Genomic DNA, 18197 nt, shown 5'->3' on the forward strand with positions numbered 1-18197 from the left:
GGGTTCAGCGGTCTCGGCCTCGCTCGCGAGTCTGCAGGCGTTCCTCCCGTCGATGATTTGCGCGCAATGCTGGCTCGACGGCTTCTCTCACTGCCGTACGCTCGGAGACTCGGATTTCGGCTCGGCGAAAGGTCTGCCCCTGTTCCAGATGCTCCGCGACGCGCTGGCGGGCCGCGTCCAGCATAATTTGCCGCGCTCGCTCATCCTGCGGGAACCGCGTCTTCAGAGCGCGTTCCAGCATCGCAACATTCGAATGCGCTGCGGCGAGCACCGGATCGCGGATGGCATCTTGCCGATCCAAGGACCGGAACTGTTCCGCCGTGACCGTCCAACGGTTGCGCACCACATCTTGCCGTTCAACGGAGGTCGTACCGGTGCGGCCGTCGACGGCTCTGACCTCCTTCGCCACCCGTTCCACGCCATCGCGCTGGATCCGTACCCCGTCTCCAACTTCGATGTTCGCAGCCTCGATGGCTTTCGGCAGGGCCGCTCCCCAGATCCGCCGGGAGCTCCCATCGGCCAGCGCCAGATCGACATAGGCGGACGGCTCCGCCCGCTCGCGACCGGGATAGGGGGCTCGGCCAACCTCGACAAGACGGCCCGTCACTCCGACATCGAGATTCGCCCGCGGTGACGGCCCGTCACCTTTCGTCGTCGACGGGGCATCGAGATCGGGCGCGGGGCGAGCTGCATCGCCCCTCTGGGGGACCCGATCGGCAAGACGCTTTCGCAAGGTTTCATGGTCGAGCTCCGCCGGCTCGAAGCCGCGCACGGGGAGCCCACGGGCCGCCGCCTCCAGCCATGCCTCGCGTCGGAACTCGACCGGACCGCGCACGCTGACCGCTTCCCAGCCGCGATGCTCCGCGACCGCGACCATGTCGCGAATAACCCCCGGCGCCCCATTCCGGGTCGATAGACGATCGCCCGCATCCTTGAAGGCGAGGTACTCGCCCTGTCGGTCGGTGTAGACCCGAGCATGGATCGCTTCCCCGTCGGGTCCGGCCTTCGCCGCGACGACGTAGTACTTGCGCCGGACCCGGTCGGGAAAGCCGTTCCGATCCTCCTGCTCGATTCCAGAGCTGCCCTCGGCCTGTCGTTCTGACCGGGGCTGAGCGGACGCGCTCTTGGTTCTCGCACCACGTTCCACCGTGAACTCTGCGACGTCGTCCGACATGTGATCAGGCTCCTTCCACTCACGCCGCCGCAGGTCGATCGACAGCGCCATCGATCAGCCCCCGTGCGAAGGCCTCGAGATCCGCGTCGGACAGGTGCTCGCGCTCGATCGCGACCTCCGTGAAATCGATCGTCAGCGCCTCCACGGGGATCTGATCGGGATCGAAGATTTCCTCGTCTGTGAGCGGCCGCATCCGGATCGTGGCCGAGAGTTCGGCGACCGTCGCCGAGAGCCGGCGCACCTGGCGATGAAGATGGATCATCTCGGGTGCCGAACCGGAGACGAAGGGCTTCACGTCCGGCGGCGCCAGGAGGCGCGCCGTGAAGGCGGGATCGGCGTGGTACACGATCTTCTCGGCCCGGATCGGTGCGAGGCCGCCCATCAGGATGAACGCCGTGTTCGCATCGGCGAGCTTGAGCTCCTGCGGGAGCATCAGCGGTCGCGGCTGGTCGGACAGCGTCTCGCTCCGGCCATGCCGGCCGCCGTGCAAGCCCCAAGGGCGGCTGCGCGTTCGGCCCTCGACGGTATCGACCCCGAAACGGCGTGAGAGCTCCTCGGCGACATCCTGTTCCTTCGGCCGGAAGACGATCTCGACGGCGTGGTTCGTCATCAGCGTCTTGGTCGCGTCGGGGCCGTAGATCGACCGCAACTGCGACGGACTCTGAAGGATGGTGAGCAGACGAATGCCGTAGCCGGCGAGGAAGGGGACAGCGTTGGCCAGCACAGCGACGTTTCCGAGCGCCGGGAACTCGTCGAGAAGGAGCAGGAGCTGCCGGGCAGGATCGCGCTCATGGACGGCCGATTTCGGAAGCTCGCGGGTATGAAGGTCGATCACCTGTTGGAAGAACAGATTCAGGAGCGGCGCAAGACGCGCCAAATTGTCCGGCGTCACGGCGAGATAGATCGACATCGGCCGTTTGCCGAGCTGTCGCAGGTCGAAGTCGCTCTCGGCCGTTGCGAGGTCGATGCGGGGATTGAGCCAGATCTCGAGGGAGGCGGTGACACTCTTTCGAATTGACGAGAAGGTGTTGTCGGAGGTCGCGAGAAAGTCGTTGAGCGCCGTCACGCACGATGTGGAGAGTGGCGCGTCTCCGTTCTTCCGCTTCTTGATTAGCTCCGTGAAATGCTTCTTCGGGTCGGCTTCCGCGGTAAGCTGGCGCAAAATCTCACCCACGGTGAAGGGCAGAGCTTCCGTCTCGGCGATGTAGCCGCCGATGCCGACGAAGGCCGCACGCGCCGACTTTGCCCAGAACGGATCTTCCTGCGCGCTCGCGGGATAGAGCATGGCAGCGACCCGCTGGAGATCGTCGTAGAGGTCGATCGGGTTGCGTCGCACGTAGGTCAGGGGATTGTACCGGGCCGTGCGTCCATCAGCATCGAGCGGATCGAGGATGAACACCTCCTGTCCGTGCGCGGCCCGGAAGCCGGCGGTGCGCAGGAAGTTCTCCTTCTTGATGTCGAGCACCACGACCGAGCCCGGCCAATTCAGCAGGTTCGGGATCACGACCGCGACCCCCTTGCCGGACCGGGTGGGGGCGTAGACGACGACATGCTCGGAGCCCGGAAAGGTCAGAAGATGGCCGCCTTTGCGGCCGAGCAGAATTCCGGTTTTGGCGCGCAGATCAGCGCGTTGAATCTCGCGGTCGGTTGCAAAGCGCGCCCGACCGTGCAGCGGACGAGGTCGCGCACGCACGATAGCGCCGATCCCGAACAGGAGGAGGAGTCCGGTGCCGGCAAGGCTCAGGCGCACCCAGCGCGCGACCTTCGGCTCGTGACCGTAGAACCAGCCGTACTCGACGACCGACCAGAGGTGCAGGCCGCCATCGTGCCGGCGAAGCCCCAGGAGCATCACGTTCGAAGCGATGAACAGGTAGAGCGCGACCGCGAGAACGGCGGCCAGCAGGGTGAGGGCGAGCTTAAGCCGCCAATCGCCTTTTGGCGTCAGGCTCATAGTAGATCTCCGAGATTCGATAGCGACCCTCGTGACGGGTCATCTGCACGACGACGTCGACGGTCAGCTTCAGGAGGTCACGGATGTCGTCGCGGGCGAGCTCACGACCCTCGGCGCTCTCCTTCACAAGAAGGGTCAACTGCTCGAAGGCGAGGCGGGCGGAATCGGCATGGACCGTGGTGATCGAACCGGGGTGGCCAGAGTTCACATTGCGCAGGTAGTAGAAGGCGGTGCCGTCGCGCAGCTCCTGGAGCAGGATGCGGTCGGGGCGCATCCGCAGTGAGGATTCGAGCAGCTCGCGGGGGCCGATCCGCGCGATGCCGAGGCCGTCCTTGGAATAGAGCAGCCGGACGTGATTGGCGTGCGGGATGCTCAGCTCGGGGGTGTCCTCGATGGTGAGGATGCGCTCCTCGGCCGGGATGCAGGCGACGAGGCCCTTGGCGAGCGTGGTCTTGCCCGAGCCCGTCGCGCCCGAGATGATGATGTTGCGCTTGGCGCGCACCGCGAGCTCGAAGAAGGCGCGCCAAGCCCCCGAGTCGCGTAAGCGCACGAGTTCCTGCTCCTCGGCCGAGAGCGTCTCGGTCGCGGCACGGACCTCACGGAAGAGGTCGCGCCGTTCGAACTCGTCGAGGGTCATCGTGAGCCGGGCGACCTTGCGGATCGTGAGGCTGACCGTCCCTGCTGGGACCGCGGGCGACACCACGACCTGGCAGCGCTCGCCGCCGGGCAGCGTCGTCGAGACGATCGGATGATCGGGCGCGATGTCCTGGCGGGTGTAGGCCGCGGCGGCGAGGGCGAGGTTGCGGAGATGGTGAGACGTGAGGGCAGGGGCCTCGTGCCGGGACCATCCGTGGGCGCCCTCGACGAACACCTCGCCGGGCCGGTTCACGACCACTTCGGTCAGTCGTTCATCGGCGAGGTAGGGCCGTAAAGGATCGAGGTAGCGCTCCAGCACTCGCCGCTGCGGGGTCAGCGCCTCGGCCTGTAGCTCCGGACCGAGGAGGTCTCCCAGCAGGGGAGGGGACTTCGACAGGTCGCTCACATCGGCCGTCATGGCTTGAACACCGGGCGACCGGGGGCCAAGCCGGCGGCCCGATCCAGAAGGTCCGTCCGACTTCCCGTCACCCGCAACGAATAGACCGAGGAGAAGTCGAGATCGCGGGCGACGAAGATCGAGACCAGCTCGCCCTGGTTCTTGTTCAGCGTCGGCGGGATGTTGATCGAGTTCTCCGTGGCGATCGCAGCGGCGGACTGGCTGCCGCTCTGGGCGGTATTGATCTGCAGGCCGCCCTCCGAGAGCTGGCGTCCGGCGATCTGGCCGGCATCGCCGACGATGGAGAGGAGGAGGGCGCCCCCGAACCGTTCGAGGAAGTGGTTGTCGATCTCGCCGTCGAATCCCGCCCGGCCGAGCGCGTCGGTCGCCGGCGATGCCAGGTTGACGATGACGCCGGTCGGGGTCTTCGCTCGGCTCCAGAGCACGAACATCCGAGAAGAGCCGCGGCGGACATTGCCACGATACTCGCCGACCACCTGGGTGCCTTTCTCCATGAGCACGACGTGGCCGTTGTCGCTCATGACATCGCGATTGATGACGCAGGAGACGAAGCCGGCCACATCCGAGGACATCGCCGTCTCGAGCACGCAGGGGATCGCGGTGCCCTGTGCAACGAGGAGGTTGCGATTCGGCAGGCGCGCCGCCCGGACGCCCTCGATCGGGGTGGGCCGGAGCTTGTCGGACAACTCGTTGCGCGGCTCCGGAGCGCCGTAGCCCGGTCCGTAGGGCAGGGCCCCCGCCGGATCGTTCGGATAGCCCGTCGATGCCGATCCGGGTCTTGCCTGCGGCGGCCGGTTGTAGACCAGCACCGGCGCGCGGCGGCTGCTCTCCAGGAGATCGTCGGCCTGCGAGCGTTCGACCCGCTGCGGCTGTGCAGGAGGCAGCACGGTGACCGGGAGGGCTGCCGTCTGCGCGGGCTCGCTCGGCGGATCGCGAAGGCGCTCGAAGCTGCTGCCGACGGAAATCGTCGGATTCGTGCGGGCCTCGGCCTCCGTGGGTGCCCGCTTCCAGCTCGCCCAGAGCAGGCCGCCGCACAAGGCAATGAGCGCTACGGTTCCGACGACCTTGCGACTGCTTCCCGGACGAGCGGTGGTGGCACCGGCGACGGGCGTGATCGCCCGGTCCAGGACGTCCAGGGACTGCGCATCGTTTGAATCGGTCATCGGGCTGCTCCCTGGCTGCGGTTCGGGCGCCGTGTCGTGCGCGTGACGGCCGGGCTCGTGGTGCGGGTGCCGTAGTTCACCCCGATCGCGTCGAAGGCCTCGTTGAACAGGCAGGTGACCTGCGCGCCCTGGCGCAGGCGCAGCTCGCGGCCGATCGCGTGGACGACCACGAGCTCTCCCCGGACATCCTTGGGCACCAAGCTCTCGGTGCCGTCGCTGGCGACGAGGTAGACGGCCGGTGTCTCGCGGTTGCCCTCGAAGCGCAGGTAGGTCTCGCGTCCGTCGTCGTAGACGCCGTCCGGCTCGAGCGCGGGGGCGCCCTGCGCCGAGTAGCGCCAGTTGCGCGGGCCAGTCGCATCCGAGAGTGCGAAGGTCTGGTCCACGGCTCCGGCCTCTGCCGCCGAGCGGCGGAGCGAGGCCTCGGCGCGGCGGACCTCCGCCTCGTCCTCCGGATAAGAGAATCTGACAACGAAGTAGCTCTCGGCGAGTGAGCCCTCGTTGATCGAGAGCTCGAACTGGTAGGAGCGCTTGCGCCCATCGCGCCGCGTGGTCACCACCTGCAGGTTGGTGGCCGGATGCCGTTCCCGCGGTTTCAGGAACAGGATGTTGCCGGCCGGCGCGATCTCCCAGGAGACGGAGTCGCCGATGGCGACGTGGGCAATCTCCTCGCCCTCTGCGAACATCACCTGCGTCGAGGCACGAATGACGCCGTTGACCTTCACGACATTGGACGGATCGTAGACGACATTCCGCACACGTGCGTCATGGCTCCCGGCCTGCGGATGTTGCAGGGCCGAGACCGGGGCCGTGAGCGCGGCCAGCGTCGTACCGGTAAGCAGCACAATCGGGAGGAGGGTGAGGCGGTTCATGGCGCCACCTCCGGGTCGGAGCGATACTCGGAGACGAGGAAGCCGAGCGGGTTCACGAGGCGGTCGCTCGTCGACATCTTCGCCCTGGGCTCGAACCCGAAGGCGAGAGTGGCGATCCAGTGCGAGACCTTGGTCTCGTCGCCGCGCCGGCTCTCACGCAGGTAACGGACCGAGGCCAGGTGCGGCCCGAGCAGGGAGATCGCCTTGATCCGAATCTCGGCGATGCCGGAACGGCCGAAGGCGACCTGCGGACTCTCCGGATTCGAGCCCTTGTAGAGCGTCGCGAACCGGACCTGCTCGGGTCCGTTGGAGAGCAACGAGACGGTGCGGAAGTTCACCGGCGCCTCGATGAAGCTGTAGCCCTCGCGCATCCGTACGTACTGGCCGAGGAAGTATTTCATCACGGCCTCGTCGTAGGAGGCCGGTCCGGCATTCAGCCCCGAGACGACGTCGACGATGCCGGTGGCATTGTCGACGCGCACGACGAAAGGCTCGACGCTCTTGAGGGGACTCAGCGCAGCGACCGCGCCGACGGAGACGACCGAGAGCAGGCAGGCGCCGGCGGCGACGCCCCAGGCGAGGCGCTTCGAGCGGTAGGCTGCCGTGAGCTGATCCTGTTCCCAGAGCCGGGCGCGCGCGAAGTAGGTCTTGAGATCGCCTGACTCAACCATGGCCGACCTCACTGGTGCAGGGCTGCAGGGAAGCGGCGACGTCGAAGCCCGGCAGTCGCCACTTAGGAATTGCGCCGATGCGCTCGGGCGTGCCCGTTTCGCCCTTGCGAACCACAGGCTCCCCCGAAGCGGCCGGCGCCGATATCGGTGCCTGGCTCGGGGCCGGCGTGATTGCACTCGCGACCGGTGCCACCGGCCTCGTCTCTTCCCAATCCCACATGGAGCGGTTGAGAGGGCGGCGGGCCCCGCCGTCGCAACTCGGCGCCGGTGTCGGCCCCATCACGCTCGCGCATCCTCCCAGCCCGGTCGCAACCACGACCAAGCTCGCCATCATGATCCGATGCATAGATTGTCCCCTGTTGCCGGGCCCGGCTCTGCGGCGGGCTCCTGGTTTGCGGTCGACGCCGAGTTCCTTCGCTACCCGGCCCGGCTCCGTTCGATGCTGCCGCCGGATCGGGCGGTCCGGATCGCCGCCGTCGATTGCCTCGCGGCGGCCCGGGAGCCTGCAAAGGCGCCGGCCGCCGCAGCGGTCGCGCCCGTCAACGCGGCCGCGGTCAGGCTCCGGCTCATGGCGCGACCGGCCAGCGACGCCCCGCCACCGGCGAGCGCTCCCGCGATCTCAGGGAGCTGCAGGGCGACGTAGGCGGCCAGCCCGAGAATCGCGCTGATCGCGACGGCCCCGACGATGAGCTGGCCGCCAGTCGCGGCGTTGGCGCCGTATTTGTCCACGAACTGCACGACGGTGGTCAGCATCAACCCGACCAGCGCGATGACGATGACCTGCAGCACCACGAAGTTGGCGAGCTGGCGGGTCCAGGCCTCGGCGAAGGGCCGCGTCGCCTCGAACAGGGCCAGCGCGATGAAGATCGGTCCGAGCGCGATCACCAGCGCCATGCCGACCTTGGCGTAGAGCATGATCGCGAACTGCAGGAATCCAGCCGCGGCAGTGAACACCATCAGGATGGCCGCGACGAGCGCCGGGGCGATGTTGGTCAGTCCCGCCTGATCGTAGATTTTCGTCGCGACCTCGATGCCCTTGTTCAGGAGCTGATCGAAGGGCTGGCCGGACTTCATGTTTAGGCCGGATCCCGCGATCGCGTTGCCGATCTCGCGCGGCAGCGCGTCAGTGAACAGGTCGGTGACGTATTGCTGGAACGTGCCGGCGTTGGTGGCGAGCATCACGATGGCCACCAGCCGCACGGAGCGCCAAGCGAAGTCCATGACCGGCTCGCGCACGCCGCCGCGGATGATTGCGATGCCGTAGAGCACGATGTAGAGCATCAGCCCGACCCGCAGCGGCCCGCTGACCGCCGAAGTCAGGTTCGTCACGGATTCCGAGACGAAGCGCGTGATCGGCTGCTCGAACTCGCGCAGGAACTCGTCGAAGACCTGGATCGCCACAACGGCCTCCCCGCTTATCGTTTCAGGACTTCGATGGCGTGCTCGCGCCCCACCATCATGATCCGCTCCTTGGCGTGGCCGGCATTGCGGCAATCGGGCGTGTCACCGATCCCGCCTGGATCGTTGCGGCAGCGCGCCCAGGCCTCGTCGAGGGCTGCAGGATCTTCGAGAAACTGCAGCACGGTTCGGCTCTTCGGCTTCTGGCTAGCCTCGCCGGCCGTCGGTTGAGCGGGCGGCCCGGCGTCGTTGCAGGCGGCGAGGCTGACGAACAGGGTCAAGGCGAAGGCAGGGCGGATCATCGGACCGCCGCCTTCATCTCGTCGATGAGCTGGCGGCCGCGCTCCCGCTCGCGCTGGCCGTTCATGTCGCCTTGCGCCCGCTGGACCATGGCAAGGCCCTGCATGCGCAGCACGTCGTTCTGGAGGAGCGTCGATTCGACCTGCACGCGGGCGGAGAGGTCGAGGACGTCCTTGACGTCGCGCGCCTGCCCGATCTGCTGGCGCAGCTTGTCGAGCTCGTCGACGCGCTTGGCCGCGGTATCGTAGACGGCTTGGCCGATCGAGTGGCTCGTCCCGGTCTGACGCGCGATGCGATCGAGCTCGGTGGCGTAGAAGGCGTTGCCGGGATTGGCCGTGTAAACCCGGTTCTGGGTCAGGTAGCTGTCGAGCGAGGACGCGAAGGATCCGGAGCCCGATCCGTTCACGAGGCTCTCGATCTGTGAAAACTCTGCAGGCAGGTATTTGCGGAACTGCGTCGAGTTCAGGAGGCCCGCCACGTCTCCGGCATTGGTCACCTTATTGAAGCTGTCGTAGAGGCGCTTGGCCTGATTGAGCTGATCGTTCAGCGCGGTAAGCTGCTTCTCCATCTGCTGGACTTGGTCGACGAGCTTGGCGACCGCGGTCGGGTCGTAGACGATGTCGAAGGCCGGGGCTGGACCAGCGACGAAGACTAGGGCCAGCGATACCGCCAGTCGCGCGAGACGAGTCATGGCAGGGTCCTCCGTTGCTCGTGGAAGGCGGGAAGCCAGGTTGCAGGGTCATCGCCCATCTCGGCGCGAAGGCGGTCGAGAAGTTCGACCGTCACTGTGCGCCCGACAGTACGGCGAGGTGGTCGGCCATTCCCGAGAGATCGAGCTCGGCGACGACGGCGTGCCGCCCTTGCTTGACCAGGAAGCGCCGGCTCTCGTTGGAGAGCTCTTCCTTGATCAAGCGGTACTCGCGCCGGCTCAGGTGAAACCCGTCGACGTAGTCCGCCGCCTGGCCGCGGGGGTTCGGGAAGAAAACCTGCGTCGGGCATTGCTCGACGATGGTGTGCGCGATCGGGCTCGCCAGGGCGTCACGCGGTGATTGCGTGCCGAACAGCATCGCGCCGTTCTTCTTCCGAATGGTTTTCAGACCGTCGTTGGCGAGCGCCCGGAAGGCCTCGTCGCCGAGCGCCTTCCAGAACTCGTCGATCGCGATCAGGATGCGGCGCCCGTCGATGAGTTCCTCGACCCGGTGAAACAGCACCATCATCAGCGGCGTGCGGACCTGGGGATCGTCGAGCACCTCCGTCATGTCGAAGCCGAGCGCTTCCGCATCGAGGCTGATCGCGTCGGTGTCGTTGTCGAGGACCCAGCCGAGTGGACCACCCTGGCACCAGCGCTCGAGGCGTGCGCCGATTCCCTCGGGATCGCGCTGACCGAGGAAGACCCGCAGGGCCGAGAAGGAACGCTCCTCGCGTGGAAGGTCGCGCAGCGCAAGGAGCCCCGCATCGATCCGGCTCTCGTCGACGGTGGAGAGCGGCCGGTCCTCGGCCGAGACGAGCTGCCGAACGAGCCGGCCGAGGAAGGCGAGGTTCTCCGGCGTCAGCTCGAGCCGCTTCAGGGGCGCGCAGCCGGTCGACCGTCCGCTGCGAAGGGAAAGATAGGTGCCGCCGAGCGCCCGGATCGCGATCTCGGCGCCGCGGTCCTTGTCGAACAGGACCAACTGACAGCCGAGCTTCTCGGCCTGCGCCAGGGCGAAGGCGATGAACACCGTCTTGCCTGATCCCGACGGGCCGCAGACGAAGGTGTTGCCGAGATCACCGACATGGAACGAGAAGTGGTAGGGCGCGCCCGATGCGGTCTTGAGGCAGGCGACCGCGGCACCCCAGTGGTTCCCGTCCGCCTGTCCTGATGGGTAGGTGTGGAAGGGAGACAGGGCGGCGAAGTTGCGCGAGGTGATCGCGCCGGCCCGGGCGCGGTAACGGAACAGCCCCGGGCATTGCGCCCAGTAGGCCGCCTCAAGGCCGAGATCCTCGCGCGCGACGACGGCGCCGGCGTCGGCGAGAATGCGTCGGCTGCGCGCCATCGTCTCGAGAAGTGTTGACGGGCTGTCGGCCCGGACCAGCACCGAGACATGGTGGTCGCCCATGACGAAGCGGCCGGATTCGAGATCGTCGAGCGCCGTGTCGAGATCCACGATCTGGCTGGCCGCCGGGTCGTTCGAGGAGAGCAACTGGTTCTGCTTGCGCGTCATCACCGCCTTCGCCTCGTGTTTCGAGAGGAAGGCGAAGGAGTGGGTGACGACGAGCTCCATCGGCGCTGCGAGCAGGCCGTTGAGGAGGCCAGGCTTGGTCGTCGCCGGGTACTCCTTGAGGCCGAACATCCCAGCGAAGTTTGACCTGCCGGCGCCGCGGATTTCCACCGCCTCGCGGCCGAAAATCAGGCGGTTGGTGTAGAGGGCCGGACCGATCGGGCCGTGAACAAGCGGGACGGGGAGGGGTTCGCCGGAGACGAGCTCGTGCAGGAACTCGCTGACCTGCGAGAAGACGACGCCATCGCGCTCGTAGAGACCGAGCCGGGAGGGTCCGTAGGCAGCGAGTGCCGCCACGACGTCGCGCGTCGCATCTTCGAGCTTCTTCAGCGCCCCATGGTCGAGTTCGTTGTTGGCGGCCTGTGCGCGGCCGAGGCGGGACAGCAGCCCCACAGCGCGCTCGGCCCGATCCCGGCCAGTATGCCAGCAGAGGGTGAGCGTCAGCTCGTTGCGGTAGAGATCCTGCGCGGTGAGACGCGCCCGGTAGGTCGAATCGAGATCGCGGGCGAAGCCCGAGCGAAAGCGCCCGGTCGGATAGTCCTGAGCGCGCCGGCGAACGACGTGGGTCCAGAGCGCGAGGCGCTCGTCGGCGACGTTGCGCAGCGCCAGGTTGAGCTTGGCATGCAGGTCGTTGAGCTCGGCCGCATCTGCCGTTTCGAACGAGACGCCCTCGATCCGCACGCAGGTGATAAAGGCGCGCGTCGCGAGTGTCACCGCATGCTCGGTCGCGTGGCGCAGATAGGGGAGGTGGGCTGCCGGGCCCACCTCGCGCAGCTTCAGGCGCTGTGTGGCAAGGCTACCCATGAGCGAGCTCCTCCAGCCGGTAACGGCGGACGAGTCGGAGCGGCGTGCAAGAGGCGCCACCCCAGAGGCCCGCGTTGCGGTGTCGACCGCGCGTCTCGAACCAGGCGAACAGGATGCGGAACTGGTTCGGGTCGTGCCGGCACACGAGCCGGCAGGCGAAGTGGATCGGCAGCGCCACGAGGCCGTAGAGCAGCGAGCCGGCGAGGATGAACAGGACCGAGGAGAAGATCATGTTCAGGCCCATGGCTTCCATGGTGACCCCCAGCAGCATCGCGGGCCGCGTGCAGGCGAGGAACAGGGTGTCCTCGACGAGGCGTTCGTCGGACATGGCGGATTCCGGATTCGGGGAGGGCGGGGGATCCGATCGCAGCGCCGCCTCGCGCGGCGCGAAGCGGTCTATTTGCCGGTGACGGTCGAGACGATCTCGGACGCGCCGAACAGGATCGCGACCCCGAAGACGACGTATCCGGCCTTGCGCAGGTCGAGGTAGCCGAACATCCAGGCCATGCCGGTGACGATGACGGCCAGCGTCGCGAGCAGCTTGGCGACATTGCCGGTCAGCGTGTCGACGATGTTCTGCAAGACCTTCTCGACGCCGCCGAGCGACTGCGCGGATGCAGGTTCGGCCCAAGCCAGGACGAGCAGGGCAGCGGTGAGTCCGAGGCAGACGGCGTGGCGATGTGCGTGTGTCATGGGAGTCCTCGTCGGGGGTGAATGGGCGCTCGGGCCCGTGGCGACACGGCGTCGCCGCCGCTACTCGGGCATCGGGTAGACGAGCGTGGCGCTGGCCTTGCCCTGTCCGTAGACGTCCCAGGCCCTGGCGACCGGAGGCTGGTCTCCTGTCGGCTCCGGATCCGGTGGAGGGGAGGGCAGAGCGGTCGGCTGCGCCTCACGTGGAAATTTCGCGCCCACCGGCGGGGAGGGGACGCCGGCCTTCCTGCCGAAAGGCTGGAGCGCGCCTGGGTCCTCTTTCAACAGGCGCGCCGCTACGCGCAGGTTGGTGCAGGGCTCGAAGACGTCACTGAGCGGCAGACCGAGCCGCTCGACCGTACGGCTGTCGAGCCCGGCGAGTCCGAGCCGCGTGCGCTGGCCCGCGACCCGCATTTCCATGGCCAGCGCAACGGCTTCGTCCTTCGAGAAGGCTTGAACCGAGAGCAGGCGGCCGCTTTGGATCGTTGAGAGGACCAGCGGTTCGAACCCGCTCGCCTCGCGCACGATCGCAACGAGGGGAGCAGATACCTGACCGGGCGCGCATTGCCCGATAAGCGCGCTGAGGGCGAGGGCGTCCAGCATGGCGCACGTCCTTCTCGATCTCACGCAGCCAGCTTCAATGACCCAGGGATCGTGGCCGGACGGACCGGCTCACGTGCCACTTCGCGAAACGCGCTGAGATGCTCGCGCGTGATTGGAAGCAGCCCGGCCACTGCGTCGGTCGAGCCGATCCGGCGGGGCGAGCCGAGGCGTTGCAGGGGCCATCCGGACCGGCGCAGGATCCGCTCCATGCGCGTGTCGGTGACGGTGGCGAGAGTGTGCTGTCCGTGAGACAAGCACCACTCGAGGATGCCGGCAAACAGGAGCGTCGTCGCGCGCCGCGTTCCGCTTCCCGTCACATCCGTCACCCGGCTCGTGTCGACGCAGAAGCGGGAGCTCTCGACGATTGCGGGGCTGCAAGGCACCGCGCCATCGGCGACCAGGAAGGGGAAGGTGTCGGCGAGCATGTTCGGGCCGAGCGTCGGCAGTAACCGGACGTGTCCGACGACTTCGCGTCCGTCCGCGACGACGAGCAGGTAGGTCGCCTCTTCGGCGTCGTAGCTGTCGATCTCCATGTCGCCCGACACGGTGACGTCCCAATCGAGGCGATCCTTGAACACCCGGCCACGGAGCCGGTGCATGCCGGCGACGAAGTCGACATGCTTGCCGAAGGTGTGGCGGGTCAAGGTCAAGGTGTTCAACTGCATAAGGTTTCTCGCTGGTACCTGATCGATGCCACGAGCAAACCAGATGAGGCCGAGGTTCCGATACCTGGGCAAAACCACAGGTGTTGCGCATCGGCCGCAGCGGAACGTCGAGTGCTTGGTGGGCCGATCGCTAGGGTTGATTGCTCCGTGGGTTCGGGTTGCAACGAGCACCGACCCTCGTCTCGGAGTGGTCGCACGCGAAGGACGACGACCGGCCCAGCAAGGCTTAGGGGGATCGATGACGGGTAAAGATGTAGTTCAGGAGTTCATGGATGCCGTCCATACGGCCTCCGAAGAAGTCGCCTTTGCCGGCGCCGCGAGCCGATTGAGCGATGCCGTCGGCTTCCGCTGGTTCACATATCTCAGCGTCGGTGGCGGCAAACCGGACGTGATCAGCACCTATCCGGCGATCTGGAGCGATCACTATCTCAACAACGGCTATGATCAGGTCGATCCGGTGGTCGCTGCCTCACGTCGGCAAACGATCCCGTTCTTCTGGGGCGCGCTGGATGGCGCCCGGCCATCGGATGCTGCCGGCATCCGCCTGTTCGACGATGCGGCGAGTTTTGGGATCGTGTCGGGCCTGACGGTGCCGTTTCGCGGTCCGAAGGGCCGCACGGCGCTATTCACCCTCTCGACCGACGAGATCTCGCCCGCTTTGCTTCGGCGAGCCGAGGAACTGAAGACCTACGTGCAGGTCTGCGGTCTCCATCTTCACAATCAGCTTGCGGCTCGCGTCACGCGCTTCATGCCGGAGCATCGGAAGCGCACGTTGACGCCACGGCAGCGGGCCTGCCTGCTTGCGGCAGCGGAGGGCCAATCCGCCAAACAGGCAGCGCGCTCCATCGATCTCACCCCGCGAACGGTCCAGCACCATCATGAGGAGGCGAAGCGCCGGCTCGGTGCGCAGTCGCTCACGCATGCGGTCGCGATGGCGTTGCGTGATGGAATGATCCCCTGACACCGTGAGGAGCAAGGACGTCGTAAGGATGTTCGGTGCAACGATGCAGAGCACGTTGATCATTTTCAAGGACGGCAAGGAGAGCGGCCGCTCGGTCGCCGAGACCAGTTCGGAAGCGATTGCTGCCCTCCTTGATAAGGCGGTTTGAGCCGTGATGACGACTGGCCCGAGCCTCGCTTTCTGTCAGGCGATCTGTAAATCTGGACCCCTGACCGGTTGAGGTTGGTCGAGCGCCTTGGTGACCTCCTCGAACCGGGCTCTCGCGTCGGACCAGCTCTGAGCGAAGTCGAACAACTCGCGCATCTCTAAAACATCACGGCACAGAGCGCCGGTAGCGGTGTCCTTTGCTGCGGCCAGGTTTTCGTGTCCTCGGCCTACTCTAGTAAGCGCCGGCAACAAGCCCTCACAGAGGCGTTGCCCGGCCGGCCATTCGGACGCCACCGCGGTCGCCGGTGATCGTCCGGCTCTACGACGGCTTGGCGAGGCGTGAGCAGAAGCGCCTCTTGGTCGAGTTCGGAAGGCAGTACGAGAAGGCCAGGCATCGGCGTGCCGATGTTCGATCCCGGCGATGCCGGGAAGGCGCCGGGCATCCCGCACATCCGGATGTAACGAAAAGATTTTGAGCTCCGAACTCATGAGCAATGGCACTGAAGCAAGGACGCCCCCTCAGAGGACGTGGACAAGATCATGAAACTCTTCGTTGGTATTGCTCTCGCAACACTGGCCTTTGTCGGCACGGCATCGGCCGCGCCCAGTTGGCAGACGCGGACCGGCCCGCGCGTCCACGCCTCATATCCCACGCCCGCCTTGCGTGATCCGGAGACGACGGGAAGCCTCGCAGGCAGCCTGAACCGCACGCGGGGCCTGCGCGACGTGCAGGGACGAGACTTCCGCAGCAGCACGCGCGGCAACGCGCAATTCCCGGAGCGCCTGCCGGCTCAGCAAAACCTCGGCGGCACTGCGGGTGGCCCTGAGTTTTGAGCATCCCATCTCGCACGCCTCAACTGGCCGCAGCACGTGTTGCGGTCGCTACCACGCGACGGCATCTCCCATTGTGGCGTTCTCTCGCGATGGTGCTGCTTCTCATGGGCGCAGGCGTCGCCGTCGCGTCGTCCTTTGGCCGCGACGCTTCGGACCATTACGCCTTCGAGCTCGTCGAGCGTGAGGTGAAGCAGGGTTACGGCACGACCATCCTGGTCCGGCTCGTCGACGAGCGCACCGGCAAGGTGGTTCCGGACGCGGTCCTGTTCATCAGCCGGATCGACATGTCGCCTGACGGGATGGGCCAGATGACGGCTCCACTAGAGCTCCAGGCCGATACGCTGCCCGGCTACTACCGTTTCGAGACCGACCTCGCGATGGAGGGAGCCTGGGCGCTCACCCTCGCGGCCAAGATCCCCGGCCTTCCGGACCCGGTTCAACGCAGGCTCGTCCTGCAGGCAGTGCAATGATGCATCAGAACACGCCCTTCCACGATTTCGAGGAGTTCGAGACCGCCCCTGGTGGCGGTGGTCGGGCGAGATGGATCACGGGCATCACCTGATCCTCCCCTGTTTTAGTGGTTCTTCCGCACTTTGAAATTGGTGGCGAATTCGGCGCGGGTCCCGCGATGAGAGGGCGGTCCGCGCGTCGCATCTCAGCAATTGCGCGCGTTCCCAAATCAGCCGGAGGTGGGTGATGTCACTCGCTGCGAAGCGCACGTACGTCGTGCCTGTCCAGACCGCTCAGGTCGCGCGGGCGGTCTTCCCGAAGGGCAATTCGGTCATGCGTCTGTACGACGACCTGCACATGGTCGTCGGGGATTGCGACTTCGCCGATCTGTTTCCGGCCCGGGGGCGGCCCGCTGAGGCGCCCGTCCGGCTCGCGCTCGCGACGCTCTTGCAGTTCATGGAGGGGTTGACCGACCGGCAAGCCGCCGACGCGGTCCGCACGCGGATCGACTGGAAATACCTGCTGTGCCTGGAACTGACCGACGTCGGCTTCGACCACACGGTCTTGAGCGAGTTCCGCACGCGCCTTCTCGCGCACGGTGCGGAGGGCCGGCTCTTCGAAGCAATCCTCGATGTGGCGCGCGGACGCGGGCTGCTGAAGGGCGGCGGACGTCAGCGGAGCGACTCCACCCACGTCCTCGAAGCGATGCGCACCATGAGTCGGCTCGAGGTCGTCGGGGAGACATTGCGCCACGCGCTGAACGCGCTGGCGACGGTGGCGCCCGACTGGCTACGCGCGCGCACGACCCCGGAGTGGGTCGAACGATACGGGCTTCGGGCGAGCGAATTCCGGCTGCCCAAAAGCGGGGCCGGGCGTCGGGCGTGGGCCGTGCAGACCGGCGTCGACGGGTTCACGCTGCTGGCTCTCACCACGGCGGACGACGCGCCGCCCGGCCTACGAGACGTCGCTGCTCTCGAGATCCTGCGACAGGTCTGGGTGCAGAACTTCCTCGTTGAGCCCGGGCCGGAGGGCCCCCGCGTCGAGTGGCGGGCGAACGATCAGACACCCCCGTCGGGCCGGTACATCGGCTCGCCCTACGACGCGGAGGCACGTTACGCGAGCAAGGGCCCGATGGTGTGGAGTGGCTGCAAGGTGCACCTGACCGAGACGTGCGACGTGAGCACCCCGAACCTGATCACCAACGTCGAGACGACAACCGCCGCGGTCTCGGACGACGCGACGACCTCGACCATCCACGCAGCACTCGACGCCCGGGGCCTGCTCCCGAAGACCCACATCGCCGACACCGGCTTCGTGAACTCAGCGCTGTTCGTCGAGGCCAGGGAGCGCTACGGGGTCGACCTGATCGGTCCGACCCGTGGCGACCGACAATGGCAAGCTCAGGCCGCCGCCGGGTTCGCCGCACGGGACTTCGCCGTCGACTTCGCCCAGCAGCGGGCGACATGCCCGGCCGGGAAAACGAGCCAGAGCTGGACGCCGACGCTCGCGCGTGGCACGACGCCGGTGATCAAGATCAAGTTCTCGGTCGCTGACTGCCGGACGTGCCCGCTCCGGCCGCAATGCACGCGCTCGATCTCGGCACGCCGGGCGATCACGATCCGCCCCGAGGCTCAACACGAGGCGTTGCGCGTCGGGTGGGCGCGCGAGCAGACCGCGGACTTCGTGGCCGAGTACGCGTGGCGCGCCGGCGTCGAGGGCACGATCGCGCAGGGCGTGCGCTCGTCTCGGCTACGGCGGACGCCGTACTTCGGGCAGGCGAAGACGCACCTTGCTCACTTGATGACGGCGGCGGCGATGAACCTCGTCCGGTTACTGCGATGGCTGGCGGACGAACCGAAGGCGCAGACGCGACACGCCGCCTTTGCGCAACTGCACCCACTGACGCCCTGACCGAGCTGCGCCGAATTCGCCACCAATATCAAAGTGCGGGAGAACCGTGAAACCGAGGGAGGACACCGGTCAAGTCAGACCGGGTCGCCGAACGCTTGGACCAGACGCCGCTCAGGGAAACAGTCGAGGCCCTCTTCAATCCGGCCACAGCGCGCATCCGCCACCCGGATTACTGCATCGAGCAGGCCTTGGCCGCAGTGGAATGATCTCCCTAGACCCTATAGCTCACTAGCCCGTCGCCAACGCTGCCAAGGGACCGCTTGACTCCGTACTATGGTACGTACTGTAGGCTCT

At 67.0% G+C, this 18197-nt stretch carries 17 protein-coding genes and 2 pseudogenes; 5 read left to right on the forward strand and 14 right to left on the reverse strand.

Annotated features, from left to right (window positions below; genetic code table 11):
- Nucleotides 1-4: 4 nt before the first annotated feature.
- From PQI07_RS35745 to PQI07_RS35810, 14 genes and pseudogenes are all read right to left on the reverse strand, one after another.
- Nucleotides 5-1225, reverse strand: a complete 1221-nt coding sequence (locus PQI07_RS35745) for an LPD7 domain-containing protein (RefSeq protein ID WP_274929190.1) — start codon at nt 1223-1225, stop codon at nt 5-7.
- A complete protein-coding gene (locus PQI07_RS35750; RefSeq protein ID WP_274929191.1) occupies nt 1194-3125 on the reverse strand; it encodes a type IV secretory system conjugative DNA transfer family protein in 1932 nt (643 codons plus the stop codon). Before PQI07_RS35750 ends, PQI07_RS35745 begins: the two co-directional genes overlap by 32 nt.
- On the reverse strand, nt 3091-4179 hold the full coding sequence (gene virB11 / locus PQI07_RS35755) for a P-type DNA transfer ATPase VirB11 (RefSeq protein ID WP_274929192.1): 1089 nt from the start codon (nt 4177-4179) through the stop codon (nt 3091-3093). Before virB11 ends, PQI07_RS35750 begins: the two co-directional genes overlap by 35 nt.
- A complete protein-coding gene (virB10, locus tag PQI07_RS35760) occupies nt 4176-5342 on the reverse strand; it encodes a type IV secretion system protein VirB10 (protein ID WP_274929193.1) in 1167 nt (388 codons plus the stop codon). Before virB10 ends, virB11 begins: the two co-directional genes overlap by 4 nt.
- Nucleotides 5339-6211 (reverse strand): P-type conjugative transfer protein VirB9, encoded by an 873-nt coding sequence (gene virB9 / locus PQI07_RS35765; protein WP_274929194.1) that lies wholly within the window; start codon nt 6209-6211, stop codon nt 5339-5341. Before virB9 ends, virB10 begins: the two co-directional genes overlap by 4 nt.
- Entirely contained in the window at nt 6208-6882 is a 675-nt protein-coding gene (locus tag PQI07_RS35770) for a VirB8 family type IV secretion system protein (protein ID WP_274929195.1), read from the reverse strand. The genes virB9 and PQI07_RS35770 overlap by 4 nt, the downstream gene beginning before the upstream one ends.
- A 417-nt stretch (nt 6883-7299) precedes the next feature.
- Complete coding sequence (locus PQI07_RS35775; RefSeq protein ID WP_274929196.1) at nt 7300-8283, reverse strand: TrbL/VirB6 family protein; 984 nt, start codon at nt 8281-8283, stop codon at nt 7300-7302.
- A 14-nt stretch (nt 8284-8297) separates the two neighbouring features.
- On the reverse strand, nt 8298-8582 hold the full coding sequence (locus tag PQI07_RS35780; protein ID WP_274929197.1) for an EexN family lipoprotein: 285 nt from the start codon (nt 8580-8582) through the stop codon (nt 8298-8300).
- A complete protein-coding gene (virB5, locus tag PQI07_RS35785) occupies nt 8579-9271 on the reverse strand; it encodes a P-type DNA transfer protein VirB5 (RefSeq protein ID WP_274929198.1) in 693 nt (230 codons plus the stop codon). Before virB5 ends, PQI07_RS35780 begins: the two co-directional genes overlap by 4 nt.
- Nucleotides 9268-11642 (reverse strand): annotated as a pseudogene (locus PQI07_RS35790) (VirB4 family type IV secretion/conjugal transfer ATPase). The gene virB5 and the pseudogene PQI07_RS35790 overlap by 4 nt, the downstream one beginning before the upstream one ends.
- A complete protein-coding gene (locus PQI07_RS35795; protein ID WP_274929199.1) occupies nt 11635-11970 on the reverse strand; it encodes a VirB3 family type IV secretion system protein in 336 nt (111 codons plus the stop codon). The pseudogene PQI07_RS35790 and the gene PQI07_RS35795 overlap by 8 nt, the downstream one beginning before the upstream one ends.
- A 68-nt stretch (nt 11971-12038) precedes the next feature.
- A complete protein-coding gene (locus PQI07_RS35800; RefSeq protein WP_274929200.1) occupies nt 12039-12335 on the reverse strand; it encodes a TrbC/VirB2 family protein in 297 nt (98 codons plus the stop codon).
- A 60-nt stretch (nt 12336-12395) separates the two neighbouring features.
- Nucleotides 12396-12935 (reverse strand): lysozyme family protein, encoded by a 540-nt coding sequence (locus tag PQI07_RS35805; protein WP_274929201.1) that lies wholly within the window; start codon nt 12933-12935, stop codon nt 12396-12398.
- Nucleotides 12936-12955: 20 nt separating this feature from the next.
- Nucleotides 12956-13600, reverse strand: coding sequence for an acyl-homoserine-lactone synthase (locus tag PQI07_RS35810; RefSeq protein WP_274929202.1), 645 nt, complete (start codon nt 13598-13600; stop codon nt 12956-12958).
- A 238-nt stretch (nt 13601-13838) separates the two neighbouring features.
- Here PQI07_RS35810 and PQI07_RS35815 point away from each other — a divergent pair, with 238 nt between their 5' ends.
- The 5 genes and pseudogenes from PQI07_RS35815 to PQI07_RS35840 form a co-directional block, all read left to right on the forward strand.
- Nucleotides 13839-14561 (forward strand): helix-turn-helix transcriptional regulator, encoded by a 723-nt coding sequence (locus tag PQI07_RS35815; protein ID WP_274929203.1) that lies wholly within the window; start codon nt 13839-13841, stop codon nt 14559-14561.
- 675 nt (nt 14562-15236) lie between these two features.
- Entirely contained in the window at nt 15237-15542 is a 306-nt protein-coding gene (locus PQI07_RS35825) for a hypothetical protein (protein ID WP_274929204.1), read from the forward strand.
- A gap of 89 nt (nt 15543-15631) precedes the next feature.
- The gene (locus PQI07_RS35830) at nt 15632-16012 is read left to right on the forward strand and encodes a FixH family protein (protein ID WP_274929205.1); all 381 of its coding nucleotides are present in this window, start codon (nt 15632-15634) and stop codon (nt 16010-16012) included.
- 226 nt (nt 16013-16238) lie between these two features.
- On the forward strand, nt 16239-17903 hold the full coding sequence (locus PQI07_RS35835; RefSeq protein ID WP_274929206.1) for an IS1182 family transposase: 1665 nt from the start codon (nt 16239-16241) through the stop codon (nt 17901-17903).
- A gap of 77 nt (nt 17904-17980) precedes the next feature.
- Nucleotides 17981-18109 (forward strand): annotated as a pseudogene (locus PQI07_RS35840) (IS481 family transposase); the annotation flags it as partial.
- Between the last annotated feature and the right edge of the window lie 88 nt (nt 18110-18197).

The sequence above is a fragment of the Methylobacterium sp. 092160098-2 genome (assembly GCF_028920805.1).
In the GTDB taxonomy this organism is placed as follows: domain Bacteria; phylum Pseudomonadota; class Alphaproteobacteria; order Rhizobiales; family Beijerinckiaceae; genus Methylobacterium; species Methylobacterium fujisawaense.

Bases quoted from the DNA above. Each gene is read 5' to 3' on its own strand.
- PQI07_RS35745 (WP_274929190.1), bottom strand. From the start codon at position 1,225: ATGGCGCTGTCGATCGACCTGCGGCGGCGTGAGTGGAAGGAGCCTGAT.
- PQI07_RS35750 (WP_274929191.1), bottom strand. From the start codon at position 3,125: ATGAGCCTGACGCCAAAAGGCGATTGGCGGCTTAAGCTCGCCCTCACC.
- virB11 (WP_274929192.1), bottom strand. From the start codon at position 4,179: ATGACGGCCGATGTGAGCGACCTGTCGAAGTCCCCTCCCCTGCTGGGA.
- virB10 (WP_274929193.1), bottom strand. From the start codon at position 5,342: ATGACCGATTCAAACGATGCGCAGTCCCTGGACGTCCTGGACCGGGCG.
- virB9 (WP_274929194.1), bottom strand. From the start codon at position 6,211: ATGAACCGCCTCACCCTCCTCCCGATTGTGCTGCTTACCGGTACGACG.
- PQI07_RS35770 (WP_274929195.1), bottom strand. From the start codon at position 6,882: ATGGTTGAGTCAGGCGATCTCAAGACCTACTTCGCGCGCGCCCGGCTC.
- PQI07_RS35780 (WP_274929197.1), bottom strand. From the start codon at position 8,582: ATGATCCGCCCTGCCTTCGCCTTGACCCTGTTCGTCAGCCTCGCCGCC.
- virB5 (WP_274929198.1), bottom strand. From the start codon at position 9,271: ATGACTCGTCTCGCGCGACTGGCGGTATCGCTGGCCCTAGTCTTCGTC.
- PQI07_RS35795 (WP_274929199.1), bottom strand. From the start codon at position 11,970: ATGTCCGACGAACGCCTCGTCGAGGACACCCTGTTCCTCGCCTGCACG.
- PQI07_RS35800 (WP_274929200.1), bottom strand. From the start codon at position 12,335: ATGACACACGCACATCGCCACGCCGTCTGCCTCGGACTCACCGCTGCC.
- PQI07_RS35805 (WP_274929201.1), bottom strand. From the start codon at position 12,935: ATGCTGGACGCCCTCGCCCTCAGCGCGCTTATCGGGCAATGCGCGCCC.
- PQI07_RS35810 (WP_274929202.1), bottom strand. From the start codon at position 13,600: ATGCAGTTGAACACCTTGACCTTGACCCGCCACACCTTCGGCAAGCAT.
- PQI07_RS35815 (WP_274929203.1), top strand. From the start codon at position 13,839: ATGACGGGTAAAGATGTAGTTCAGGAGTTCATGGATGCCGTCCATACG.
- PQI07_RS35830 (WP_274929205.1), top strand. From the start codon at position 15,632: ATGGTGCTGCTTCTCATGGGCGCAGGCGTCGCCGTCGCGTCGTCCTTT.
- PQI07_RS35835 (WP_274929206.1), top strand. From the start codon at position 16,239: ATGTCACTCGCTGCGAAGCGCACGTACGTCGTGCCTGTCCAGACCGCT.